The sequence below is a fragment of the Exiguobacterium sp. s48 genome (genome assembly GCF_018617395.1).
GTDB lineage: Bacteria > Bacillota > Bacilli > Exiguobacteriales > Exiguobacteriaceae > Exiguobacterium.
The window spans coordinates 1,195,144-1,208,183 of the sequence record NZ_JACSKC010000001.1 but is presented as its reverse complement, the minus strand read 5'-3'; the positions used below and the strand labels follow the sequence as shown (position 1 = coordinate 1,208,183).

Below are 13,040 nucleotides of genomic sequence, written 5' to 3'. Positions count from 1 at the left end.
AGGGAAACGAATGAGTCCACAAGATCAATTGAATCGATTACGTCGAGAAATGGATGAATTGAACCATGAAATGCTCGACTTGCTAAGTCGGCGTGGTGCACTTGCCGTCGAAATTGGAAAAATCAAACGTCTTCAAGGCGTCGAACGATACGACCCGGTCCGAGAACGAGAGATGCTCGATTTCATCGCAGCTTCGAATCAAGGACCGTTCGAAACGTCACGTCTTCAACATATTTTTAAAGAAGTATTTAAAGCGTCTGCTGAACTACAAGGCGAAGACCGGGATAAGACGTTACTCGTTTCGCGTAAACGTCAACCGGAAGATACGTTGGTCCATGTGAAGGACGTGACGATTGGGAATGGACGTCCGCAGCTGATTGCGGGGCCATGTGCCGTCGAATCGTTCGAACAAGTGAACGCGGTCGCAGAGAAGCTCGCGTTGTCTGGAGTGAAAGTGATGCGAGGCGGGGCATACAAACCACGTACATCGCCGTATGACTTCCAAGGCTTAGGTTTTGAAGGGTTGAAAATGCTGAAGGCAGCAGCGGACCGTCATGATTTACGAGTCATCACGGAAATCATGACACCAGGAGCAGTCGAGTCGGCCTTGCCATATGTCGATATCATTCAAGTTGGTGCCCGGAATATGCAAAACTTTGATTTGTTGAAAGAAGTCGGTAAGACAGACAAACCGGTCTTGTTGAAGCGTGGATTATCCGCTACAATCGAAGAGTTCATTTATGCGGCAGAGTACATTATGGCGAGTGGGAACAGCCAAGTCATCTTGTGCGAGCGAGGGATTCGGACGTATGAGCGTGCGACACGCAATACGTTAGACATCACGGCAGTGCCGATTTTGAAACAAGAGACGCATTTACCGGTTATGGTAGACGTCACCCATTCGACAGGTCGTCGTGACTTGTTGTTACCGGCTGCAAAAGCAGCGCTTGCCATCGGGGCAGACGGTGTCATGGTCGAAGTACACCCGAATCCTGCCATTGCATTATCGGATGCGCAACAACAATTGGATTTCGATCAATTCGATCAATTTGTGGAAGGACTGACGGTCCAGTTTCCCCAACTTGATTTGGTGAAAAAGTAAGCTTTCCAAATGGAAACGTTTTATATCGCATGAAGACAGGGTAAATGGATGACAGATACCTGTCTTCCTTTTTTAAGACGTTTTATGAAAACTTTTTGAAAATCAGGACTTGTAGGAGGAGTAGTTTATGAATAGTAACAACGTAACGATTTACGATGTCGCACGAGAAGCCGGGGTGTCCATGGCAACCGTCTCTCGTGTCGTCAACGGAAACCCGAACGTCAAACCGACAACACGCAAGAAAGTACAAGATGCGATTGACCGTCTCGGTTATCGTCCGAACGCCGTCGCGCGTGGGCTAGCAAGTAAGAAAACGACGACGGTCGGTGTCATCGTACCGGACATCTCAAATATTTTCTTCGCCGATTTGGCACGAGGCATTGAAGATGTGGCGACGATGTACAAATACAACATCATCCTTGGAAACTCGGATTCAAGTCGTGACAAGGAAGTCCATTTACTAAACACACTTTTAGGGAAACAAGTGGATGGCATCATCTTCATGGGTGGACGTTTGCATGAAGATCTCGTCGAAGAGTTCAAAAAATCACCGGTTCCAATCGTTCTCGCAGCGACATTGAACCAAGGATATGACCTCCCGGCCGTCAACATCGATTATGAGCAAGCGGCATATGACGCGACTCAGATGTTGATCAACCACGGACATGACCGTGTTGGATTCATCACTGGTCCACTCGAGCAACAGATCAATGGCGAGAAGAAATTCGCAGGATACCGCCGCGCGCTTGAAGATGCAGGTCTTCCATTCCATGATAACGATATGATTCTTGGGAATTACACATACGCATCAGGCCTTGAAGCCATGCAAAAAATGTTGCAACGAGATGATTGCCCGAAAGCAATCTTTGCGGGGACGGATGAGATGGCACTCGGTGTCATCCACGCGATCCAAGATGCAGGTTACTCGGTTCCAAACGACTTTGAAGTCGTCGGTCACGATAACACGCGTCTCGCGACGATGATTCGTCCGAAGTTGACGACGGTCGTTCAACCGATGTACGATATCGGAGCCGTCGCGATGCGACTCTTGACAAAAATCTTGAACGCAGAAGAAATCGAAGAGAAAAACGTCGTGCTTCCTCACCGAATCGAGCGTCGTGATTCGCTTCGCCAAGACTAAGCAAAAGCCTCCACATTCATCAAATCATTTGATGGATGCGGAGGCTTCTTTTTATAGATAAATCGATTTTCGGTCATTTGAGATGAATGGCCAAAACGCTCGTTTGGTGACTTCCCAATTCTTTTCATCAATTTGTTGCCGTCTCGGGATGTGGTCGAACGTATAAAGGGAATCGTCCCACCGTGTGGGTAACGGTTGACCAGCGATACCGGACCATTGTTCAATCCACTCGATTGGGATCTCTCCTGTATACGGTTCCTCACGCGTCAATCCGGCCCACACTTGAGCCCAAGCGCGTGGCACGGCACGATACCAGTCATACCCGCCACCACCAAGGGCGACGAGACGGCCGTCTGTATATTCATCGGCCAGGCGTGAGGCAATCTGCGGGATTTGTTCGAACGTCCGTATCGTTGATGCCAAATGGGTAAGTGGATCAAACACATGGGCATCCGCACCGTTCTGAGTCAAAATGATATCGGGTTTGAACCATTCGCATGCCTCACGTAAGACGGTCTCGTAGCACGTCAAGAATGAATCGTCTTGAGTGAACGCATCGACCGGGACGTTCCAACTATAACCGTATCCTTTCCCATTGCCACGCTCCGTCACTGTTCCGGTACCAGGAAAGAGATAACGACCGGTCTCGTGAATGGATAATGTCATGACGTCATCATCGTCATAGAAGAGCCACTGAACGCCGTCCCCATGGTGTGCATCCGTATCCACATAGAGGACACGCGACCCATATTGCTTTCTCACATGAGCGATCGCAACAGCGGCATCATTATATACACAAAATCCTGATGCTTTACGCCGCATGCCGTGGTGTAACCCTCCTCCGACATGAAAGGCGCGCTCCGCTTTCCCGCTTGCCACGAGATCGAGTGCATGAATCGTCCCTCCAACGAGACGTGCCGCTCCTTCATGAATCGTCGGAAAGATGGGTGTGTCTTCCGTACCGAGACCAAATTTATTGGCTTTTAATGTAGATAGCTCACCTGCCGCCGCCGCTTGGACGGCTTCGATGTAATCGAGATCGTGAACGAGCGCTAACTCCTCAACCGAGGCGAGTGGAGGAGATACACATTCCGATTTGGAAAGTTTTCCGGCTGCGATCAATAGAGATGTCGTCAATTCAAGTCGCAATGGATTGAAGGGATGGTCCTCGTGAAAACGATAGGACGTCTCATCTTCACCAAATATGTAGACTGGTCTCATTGTGACATCTCCGGTCCGAGTACCTCATATCCTTCTCGCTTGAGTCGTTCGATAATCCGTAATGGATTCATCGTCTGGACGCGGAAGGAGATAATCCGTTTGTAGGGGTCACTCGTCGGATGAACGAAGACGTTAATGATGTTGATATTGGTTTTGGCGAGGAGCCGAGTCACTTTTTCGAGTGTCCCCGTCGTATTCTCAACTAAGATCTCGATTTGTGAGCTCGGCTCGAGTGCACCCGTCAATTGGACAAAGTATCGCAATAAATCCGTTTCGGTCAACACGCCAACGAGCTTGCCTTGTTCGACGATCGGGAGACAGGTCAGTCGGTTTTCATAAAATAATGCTGCCGCGTCCTCGAAGAAATCAAAAGGGTGTGCCGTCGGAACTTCGGGACGCATAATACTCGATATAGGGTTTTGGAAATCGGCATTTTCACTCTCGGGATGAAAGACACTCGTTGCACCGCTCATCTCAAATTGCCCGACAATCCCAACGACTTGTCGAGCGGGGTTTGTCACGATTAAATGTCTGACACGATGTTCTCGCATGAGTTTAGCTGCGTGAGCGATTGTATTGGTCGGTTGAATCGTCACGACATGTCGATTCATCATCTGTTCGATTAACATATCATTTCCTCCTCAATCGTACATGAATCGTCGGCGGAGCCGAAGCGAGTCAAAATGATCAACTGTTTCTTGGCGCACGTTTTTGCCGATGCGAGCCATCAAACAGTTGGCAGGGTGAGAGGCGATTTCTGGATCGTCTGTCGGGAAGAAGACAAGTCCACCATGATTCATCATCTTCTCCATGACTTTGCGATAATCCCAAATCGAGAGTCCACTGCCCTTCAAATCCCAGTGCCAATAATATTCGGTCGTTAAAATCAAAAAGTCATCCATATGTGGGTCCATCATCGACACTTCAAGCAATTGTTTCCCGATGCGTTGCCCTCGGAAGCGGGGACTTACCTCGATTGCCCCAAGTTCAAGGATGTATGGGTCGTTTCCTTCACTCCAACGCTCATATGGGTCAGGATAGAGGAAGGTCACGTAACCGATCACGAGATCATCCTGTCTGGCGACGATGATTCTTCCTTCTTTCAACCCAGCAATATCGACGAGTGCCTCGTGCTGATCTTCCGGTTCACGAAATGCGGTCAATCCTTCATCAAGACGATACGTCTGCAAGACGTCAGGCGCAATCGGACCGTCAATCGTGACGTCACCTTGTGAGGTCTGCCACACTTTTAAATGATATTGTTTTTCCATAGGGTCACCACCTTTTCCAACTCTTATTATAGCGCTTTCATTGGATTAGTTTCATGTGCTTTTGATGAAACTGGAAATTCATTGATTTGTCATAATTTTAACACTATACTGAAAGTGGTTATACCAATCTTTACAGGGGAGGCGAATCTTTAACGATGGAAAAATTGAAAGCGTTAACAGGGGAGCATCAATTAGCGTCGTATGAAGAGGCTTGTCAGTCGTTTGAATGGACACAAGCAGAAGCTTTATTTTCTTGGAACTTGACGGGGAAGGTCAATTTGGCATACGAAGCAATCGATCGTCATGCAGAAAGTGAATTGGCGACGAAAGTGGCATTGCTTTATTTCGATGGGGATCGGGAAGAGCGATACACGTATGCGGATATGAAGAAAGAGAGTAATCGTTCTGGTAATGTTCTGAAGTCGATTGGTGTAGAGAAAGGCGACCGTGTCTTTATCTTTATGCCACGTCAACCAGAACTTTATTTTATTTTACTCGGAGCGATCAAGCTAGGTGCCATCGTCGGTCCACTTTTTGAAGCCTTCATGGAACAAGCCGTACATGATCGACTCCTTGATTCTGAGGCGAAAGTGATTGTGACGACGAGAGAATTATTGCCACGAGTCCCGGTCGATCAATTGCCACACCTCGAAACCATCTTACTCGTTGGCGATGATATCGAGGAATCCGGCAAAGTGATCGATTACCGGAAGTTGGCAAGTGAAGCGACGACAGATCTCGAATTGACTTGGGTCGACCGTGAAGACGGTCTAATCTTACACTATACATCGGGTTCAACAGGAAAACCAAAAGGGGTTCTCCATGTCCATAATGCGATGATTCAACATATGATGACCGGCAAGTGGGTACTCGATTTGCAACCGAATGATATTTATTGGTGTACGGCCGACCCGGGATGGGTGACGGGAACGAGCTATGGTATTTTTGCACCGTTCTTAAACGGCGCGACAAACGTCATCGTCGGGGGACGATTTAATCCGGAATTTTGGTACTCGGTCATCGAACGATTTGGCGTAACAGTCTGGTATAGTGCGCCGACGGCATTCCGCATGCTCATGGGTGCAGGCGACGAAGCGTTTGAAAAATATAATTTGTCCTCCTTACGCCATATTCTATCTGTCGGGGAGCCGTTGAACCCTGAAGTCATCCGCTGGGGACATGAGGCGTTCAACCTCCGGATTCACGATACGTGGTGGATGACAGAAACAGGGGCCATGATGATTTGTAACTATCCGACGATGGATATTAAACCTGGGTCGATGGGGAAACCGATTCCTGGTTGTGAGGCAGCCATCTTGGATGATCAAGGTCGACCACTTCCCCCGCACCGGATGGGGAACTTGGCACTGAAGACACCATGGCCATCGATGATGCGTAAGATTTGGAAGAACGATACGAAGTATGAGAGTTACTTCTGGGGAGATTGGTACGTGTCAGGAGACTCTGCTTATATGGACGAAGACGGTTACTTCTGGTTCCAAGGACGTGTCGACGATGTCATCATGACAGCAGGCGAACGCGTCGGGCCATTTGAAGTCGAAAGTCGACTCGTCGAGCATCCTGCTGTTGCCGAGGCTGGCGTCATCGGAAAACCGGATCCGGTCCGAGGTGAAATCATTAAAGCATTCATTGCTCTTCGTAAAGGCTACGAACCGTCTGATGAGTTAAAACAAGAAATTCAACAGTTCGTCAAAGAAGGATTGGCAGCTCACGCGGCACCTCGAGAAATCGAGTTCAAGGACAAGCTTCCGAAGACGAGAAGTGGGAAAATTATGCGTCGCGTCTTGAAAGCTTGGGAGTTAAATCTTGAGACGGGCGATTTATCAACAATGGAAGACTGAGCAAAAAAGGTCGACACACGAGGTGTCGACCTTTTGCTTATTCATTATTGGAATCGGTAGAGTCGGCATTCGCCTCTTCGTCAGCCTTTTTCTTTGCCTCTTCGTCAGCTTTCTTCTTCGCTTCTTCCTCGGCTTTTTTCTTCGCTTCGGCTTCAGCTTTTTGTTTCGCTTCGGCTTCAGCTTTTTGTTTCGCTTCGGCTTCGGCTTTTTTCTTAGCGGCAGCATCGTCAGCAGCTTCTTGTTTTTTCGCTTCAGCGTCTTTCTTTGCTTCCTCGGCCTCTTTCTTCGCCTCTTCCTCTTTCTTCTTCTTCGCTTCCTCTTCTTTTTCTTTCTCTTCTACTTTCTTCTTCTCAGAGAATGTACCAGAGTCTTTGAAGTCTTTGGCAGAGACACTTGAAGGTTGAGCGAAGCGGGCGTTTACGCCTAAGGCTTCAGGATTATCCGCGTAAACGCGGTTCATCGTCTGTGACCAGATGCGTTGTGTTCGCTGGTAGTACCGACCGTATTCCCAACCGTCAAGCATCGAGACGAGTTGCGAATCATAACCGGACCAGACGGCGAGTGTGACGTTCGGGTTGGAACCGACCAAATACGAATCACGTTGATTGTTCGTTGTACCGGTTTTACCCATCCAGTCTCCAGGAACGTTGAGTAGTGATTTAGCATATGTCGCTGTACCTGACGTATAAACATCACGAAGCATATCAACGACAAGATAAGATGTTCGATCCGTATAAATACGTGTTTTCTTCGGTTTTGCTTCGTAAATCACTTCACCTTGATACTCGATTTGTTGAATAAAGTAAGGAGCGACATGTTCTCCGTAGTTGGCTAACATCGCATATGCTGCAGCTAAATCGATCGGTTTAACTTCTCCCGTACCGAGAGCCATCGCAGATGCATAACGGTTTCCTTCGGATACCGGAATCCCCATATCAACCAATTTCTGCGTATCAGCAGGTTTTTGGTTACGTTCTTCATAAATTTTAACGGCTGGAACGTTCAATGAAAGTTTGAGTGCATCACGGACCGTGACGGCTCCGCGATATGTCTTGCCTTCGTTTTGAACTTGTTTTTTCGGTTGTCCCGGACCCGTAAATTTATAATAGTATTCTTCGTCGATAATTTTAGTGGCAGGAGTAATCATACCGGCTTCAATCGCATTTGAATACACGAGAATCGGTTTTGCAGTCGAACCGATTTGACGTTCTGCCCAGAATGCACGGTTCAAATCATCGGTCTTGCCGTTAATGTAGCGACCACCGACGAATCCTAGCACTTTACCAGTCTTGTTTTCAATCATGACAGAAGAAGTCTGTTCAGGCAGGGTCCGATCCTCTTCTTCAACGTATTGATTCGGTCCGAAGTTCCCAGCATTTTTTGCAGGTTGTTGCATCGCTTCATGGATTTCTTTATCAAGCGTTAGTCGGATATTGAATCCACCTTGGCGTAACATGTTATGCGCTCGTTTTGCATACGTCGATCTGACGGTATCTTTTTCTTCAGAACTTAGATTGTTGTATTCAATCCCGTCCTGTTTCATCAGATAGTCAGTCACGATTTGACGAGCCTGTAGCTCTGCCTCATCGACAACGTACGGGTATTTATCACGAGGTTTTGTCTGTGTCTGCATGAAGTCTTGTGTGATGTCATAGTTATAGGCCGCATCATATTCTTCTTTTGTGATTTTTCCGGCAACATACATTCGGTTCAATACCGTCTTCATACGGTTGACAGCACCCGATACGTCCTCTTTAACGACCCCACCTTGATAATACGGTGTGTAGAAGAACGGGTTTTTCGGAATTCCTGCTAAGAATGCCGCTTGTGGCAACGTCAACTTTTCAGCTGAAGTATTGAATACGCCTCGTGCAGCAGCCTCGATCCCTGAAATGTTACGTCCCATCGAGTTACGACCGAACGATACGACATTCAAGTAAGCATTTAAAATTTCGTCTTTATTCATCGCTTTTTCAAGTCGAAGAGCTAGTAAAATTTCTTTTGCTTTCCGCTCGAACGACACTTCATTCGTTAGCATTTGGTTCTTGATCAATTGTTGCGTCAGGGTAGAACCACCAGTACGGTCTTCTGAACCGGTCGCTTCTTGTAAAATGGCACGTAATGTCGCTTTTGGAACGACTCCATCGTGTTCATAAAACTCGACGTCCTCTGTCGCAAGTAGCGCATCGACGACATATGGAGATACTTTTTCTACCGGTATTGGAATTCGCACTTCATCGGTCGTGTAGTTCCCGATTCGCTCTCCGCTCCCAAAGTAAATATTTGATGTCGATGTATACGTGTTGATTTGTGCAGTCATTGTATTATAGGCCGGGGTTGGCATATCTTTGACGAGGGATGCGAAATATCCGAAGCCGATTCCAGCACCTAAAAATCCAATGAGTACAACAGAAATGATAGTGAGGAGTAAAACGTTCCACGACACATCATATACAACGTTGGCATAGCGACGAACTTTCAATGACGTCGGATTGTTCCAAAAGTCTCGAATCTTCTGCAGCATGACAGCCTCCTTAAATATGGTGTAAAACTATTTTAGACAGTAATATATTCGATTATAGCACAATTCAACCTTCACCTTACCTTGAAACCGATGTCTTACGCAAGTTTCATTGTGGGAGTTGACAAGTGGAAAACGATGCTTATAAAATGAATAGCATAGTCAACGATATAATGACGCAATGAAGAAAGCGAAGTAGTCGGTGGGCCCCTTGTCCAGAAAGCTAGTGGTTGATGTGAACTAGCCAACGCCAAACGATGAATTACACTTTTAGAGCGTGCCTTTTGGCCGGTTCGAGACCGTTATCTCTCGCTCAAGCGGTCGCAAATTGCGACAAGTAGGGTGGTACCGCGGAATCTCCGTCCCTTCTCATATGAGAAGGGACGTTTTTTTATGTCAATTGAAGGAGTGGAACAGATGGAACTATTAAACGATTTAGAGTTTCGAGGGCTTGTCAACCAAATGACAGATGAAGAAGGACTAAAGGAACAACTGAAGCAACCGACGACGTTGTACACGGGATTTGACCCGACAGCAGACTCACTTCATATCGGGCACTTGCTCCCGATTTTAACGCTAAAACGTTTCCAACAGGCGGGCCATCAGGTCATCGCGCTTGTCGGTGGGGCGACAGGGATGATTGGAGACCCGTCTGGTCGTTCGGATGAACGTTCATTGAACACATTGGATACGGTCAAGCTCTTCTCCGATCGAATCAAAGATCAGTTGAGCCGATTCCTTCCACTTGAAGGGGAAAACCCGATCACGATTCGCAACAACTACGAATGGACAGAAGAGATGTCGATCATCGATTTCCTTCGCGACATCGGGAAGCACTTCCCAATCAGCTACATGCTTGCGAAAGATTCTGTCGATTCACGCATGGAGAATGGGATCTCGTACACAGAATTCTCATACATGTTGCTTCAATCTTACGACTTCTTGAAACTATACGAGACAGAGAAATGTCGTCTTCAAGTCGGTGGAAGTGACCAATGGGGGAACATCACGGCAGGTCTTGAATTGATTCGTCGCTTCGGTCATTCAGAAAAAGCGTTCGGACTCACGGTTCCGCTCGTCACAAAGTCTGACGGACAGAAGTTTGGGAAGACAGCGGGTGGTGCGGTTTGGTTAGATGCTGACAAGACGTCGCCATACGAGTTCTACCAGTTCTGGATCAACGTCGACGATGCGGATGTCATCAAGTTCATCAAATACTTCACGTTCATGACGCATGAAGAGATTGAAGCCCTTGCAGCAGAAGTGACGGAAGCACCTGAGAAGCGTGTGGCACAGCGCCGTCTCGCAGAAGAGATGACGAAGCTCGTTCATGGTGAAGCAGGACTTGAACAAGCAGAACGGATCACGAAAGCCTTCTTTAGTGGGGATTTAAAGTCACTTCAACCAGAAGACATGGAAGATGCGTTTAAAGGGATGCCGCAATTCGAACTTGACGGAGAGCGTAATCTTGTCGACCTCCTTGTCGAGGCTAAAATTTCACCATCGAAACGTCAGGCACGTGAAGACGTAACGAACGGTGCGATTTACTTGAACGGGGAACGTGAACAAGCGCTCGATAAAATGATTTCCCGCGAAGATACCCTCGGTGAATTCACGATCATTCGTCGTGGTAAGAAAAAATATTTCGTGATTCGTCACGTCTAATCATCACGTCTGTTCCTCATTTGTTGAGGAATGGACGTTTTTTTGTACATGACGTGCCACTTGGATTTGATAGAATGATGAGATAGGAGGGATGACGATGGAAATTGAAGAGTTTTTCGGCGACCAGTTCCATCAATGGCGCGAACACTTTCGATATTATGAAATGGCGATCACGGAACTCGAGAGTGACCTCGGGATTATCGATTTAGATTGGCAGACGAGACTTGGATATTCACCGATTGAACATGTGAAGACAAGAATGAAGACGTTACCTTCAATCGTACGTAAGATGAAACGGAAAGACTTACCATTAGAAGTTTCTGCACTTTGGGAACACGTACATGATGTGGCAGGAATTAGAATTGTCACGAGCTTCCGAGACGATATTTATGCCATATTACATCACTTAGAGACACGTGACGATTTAGATATCATTGAAATCAAAGACTATATCGAGCACCCGAAGCCGAGTGGATATCGTAGTTTACATCTTATTGTAAAAACGAAAGTCTATTTGGCCGAACGGATCATCTGGGTACCGGCTGAAATTCAAATCCGGACGCTTGCCATGGATTTTTGGGCGGCGACAGAGCATAAACTTCAATATAAATATCAGCATGATGTACCTGAGCCATCTAAGAAAGAGTTAATAGAGGCGGCACTTATGGCGGATGCCCTCGATACGCAAATGGGGCGTATCCGACAAGAGATTCTGAAGAAATAAAAAAATCCCCTTCGCGAAGAAGGGGATAAAAAGCATTAACGTGAGTAGTACTCGACGATGAGTTGCTCTTTGATTTGGTCGTTGAGTTCAGCGCGTTCTGGGAGACGTACGAATGTACCTTCGAGTTTCTCAGCGTCAAACGATACGAAGTCTTTTGTAGCTGGTGCTACTTCAAGAGCTTCAGCGATTGCTTTCACGTTTTTCGATTTTTCGCGAACTGCGATAACTTGACCTGGTTTTACGCGGTAAGACGCGATGTCTACGCGTGATCCGTCAACTGTGATGTGACCGTGGTTGACGAGTTGGCGTGCTCCACGACGTGTGCGAGCGAGGCCGAAACGGTAAACGAGGTTGTCAAGGCGTGATTCGAGCAAGAACATGAAGTTCTCACCGTGGATGCCAGGCATTTTACCAGCATCGTTGAAGATGCGGCGGAATTGCTTCTCGTTCACTCCGTACATGTGACGAAGTGCTTGCTTCGCTTGAAGCTGAAGACCGTATTCTGAGATTTTCTTACGACCATTTCCGTGTTGACCTGGTGCGTAAGGACGTTTTGCTAATTCTTTACCCGTTTCGCTAAGTGAAATTCCTAAGCGACGCGAGAGTTTCCAAGCTGGACCTGTGTAACGAGCCATGATTGGACTCCTCCTTGTTGTTCATGTATTTTGCACAAAAGAACAACGGTGTCAAAGACGAGTAACGCCCCTTTCAAGGTACAAGCACCTTCACTTGATAGCGAAGCTACGAGATGCCCCTCCGACTAAGTCGAGGCCCGAAAGGTGGATACGTTTGTCTATGACTGCTATCGTCATTTCATGCACAAAGATGAGTATACGATGAATCGAATTGCTTGTCAATCAAATATAGCGAAGTAATGTCTCGCAGAAACGCTCAAGACCTTGACGGTCGATTTCTGAGAATCGATCAAATTCAGGGCTGTCGATATCGAGCACACCGATCGTTTTCCCATCACGCACGAGAGGGATGACGATTTCAGAATTTGAAGCGGCATCACAAGCGATATGTCCTGGGAATTGATGTACATCAGCAACGAGCTGTGTTTCTTGTGTAGCCGCAGCGGTTCCACATACCCCTTTACCAAATGAGATATGAACACAAGCCGGTAGTCCTTGGAATGGTCCTAAAATCAGACTGTCTTCTGAATCAGACACGTAGAATCCGACCCAATTGATCCGGTCTAAAAATTGGTTGAGTAATGCGCTGGCGTTGGCAAGGTTCGCCACTGTATTTGTTTCGCCTTCTAGTAAAGCGGCAAGTTGCTTATTTAATAGTTCGTAACCGGCAGTCAAATCACCTGAGTACGATGTCGTTTGGAACATATGAATTTCCCTCCATCTTTCATGTTTTTAGAATTTAGCATTATGGTACACGCAAAATTCGGATTTGTCTTGCAAGAAAGTTCTGAAAAAATGAACAATCTCCACTGAAACCATTGGAAAACCTATGCAAATCGTTGGTTCTATAATATGATTAGGTATATCTATTCTTATAAAATACTTCTTTTTTTATATA

At 46.8% G+C, this 13,040-nt stretch carries 11 protein-coding genes and 1 other annotated feature; of the genes, 5 read left to right on the top strand and 6 right to left on the bottom strand.

From position 1 onward, the window contains the following. Positions 1-10 precede the first annotated feature (10 nt). A complete protein-coding gene (locus KNO66_RS06205) occupies positions 11-1,102 on the top strand; it encodes a bifunctional 3-deoxy-7-phosphoheptulonate synthase/chorismate mutase (protein WP_214741397.1) in 1,092 nt (363 codons plus the stop codon). Between the two features lie 127 nt (positions 1,103-1,229). Then, complete coding sequence (ccpA, locus tag KNO66_RS06200; RefSeq protein WP_074033452.1) at positions 1,230-2,243, top strand: catabolite control protein A; 1,014 nt, start codon at positions 1,230-1,232, stop codon at positions 2,241-2,243. A 51-nt stretch (positions 2,244-2,294) separates the two neighbouring features. On the opposite strand, the gene KNO66_RS06195 is transcribed toward ccpA, so the two are convergent. The 3 genes from KNO66_RS06195 to KNO66_RS06185 are packed head-to-tail and all read right to left on the bottom strand — an operon-like array spanning position 2,295 to position 4,735. After that, positions 2,295-3,464: an acetoin utilization protein AcuC gene (locus KNO66_RS06195; protein ID WP_214741395.1), complete on the bottom strand. Its 1,170-nt coding sequence runs from the start codon at positions 3,462-3,464 to the stop codon at positions 2,295-2,297. Then, positions 3,461-4,093: an acetoin utilization AcuB family protein gene (locus KNO66_RS06190; protein WP_214741393.1), complete on the bottom strand. Its 633-nt coding sequence runs from the start codon at positions 4,091-4,093 to the stop codon at positions 3,461-3,463. The genes KNO66_RS06195 and KNO66_RS06190 overlap by 4 nt, the downstream gene beginning before the upstream one ends. A 12-nt stretch (positions 4,094-4,105) precedes the next feature. Beyond that, entirely contained in the window at positions 4,106-4,735 is a 630-nt protein-coding gene (locus KNO66_RS06185; RefSeq protein ID WP_214741391.1) for a GNAT family N-acetyltransferase, read from the bottom strand. Positions 4,736-4,890: 155 nt separating this feature from the next. Between KNO66_RS06185 and acsA the strand changes: the two genes are divergently transcribed. Beyond that, positions 4,891-6,597, top strand: coding sequence for an acetate--CoA ligase (gene acsA, locus KNO66_RS06180; protein ID WP_214741389.1), 1,707 nt, complete (start codon positions 4,891-4,893; stop codon positions 6,595-6,597). 37 nt (positions 6,598-6,634) lie between these two features. Here the strand turns inward: acsA and KNO66_RS06175 are convergent, their stop codons facing one another. Next, positions 6,635-9,121 carry a transglycosylase domain-containing protein gene (locus KNO66_RS06175; RefSeq protein WP_214741387.1) on the bottom strand — a complete coding sequence of 829 codons (2,487 nt, stop codon included), beginning with the start codon at positions 9,119-9,121 and terminating at the stop codon, positions 6,635-6,637. A 169-nt stretch (positions 9,122-9,290) separates the two neighbouring features. Further along, positions 9,291-9,488, top strand: a binding site (T-box leader). Between the two features lie 47 nt (positions 9,489-9,535). Here KNO66_RS06175 and tyrS point away from each other — a divergent pair. After that, entirely contained in the window at positions 9,536-10,783 is a 1,248-nt protein-coding gene (gene tyrS / locus KNO66_RS06170) for a tyrosine--tRNA ligase (protein WP_214742396.1), read from the top strand. Between the two features lie 97 nt (positions 10,784-10,880). Then, complete coding sequence (locus KNO66_RS06165) at positions 10,881-11,507, top strand: GTP pyrophosphokinase (RefSeq protein WP_214741385.1); 627 nt, start codon at positions 10,881-10,883, stop codon at positions 11,505-11,507. Between the two features lie 35 nt (positions 11,508-11,542). On the opposite strand, the gene rpsD is transcribed toward KNO66_RS06165, so the two are convergent. Together rpsD and KNO66_RS06155 are read right to left on the bottom strand one after the other, a co-directional pair. Then, a complete protein-coding gene (gene rpsD / locus KNO66_RS06160; protein WP_031423120.1) occupies positions 11,543-12,142 on the bottom strand; it encodes a 30S ribosomal protein S4 in 600 nt (199 codons plus the stop codon). A gap of 222 nt (positions 12,143-12,364) precedes the next feature. After that, entirely contained in the window at positions 12,365-12,847 is a 483-nt protein-coding gene (locus tag KNO66_RS06155; RefSeq protein ID WP_214741383.1) for a GAF domain-containing protein, read from the bottom strand. Between the last annotated feature and the right edge of the window lie 193 nt (positions 12,848-13,040).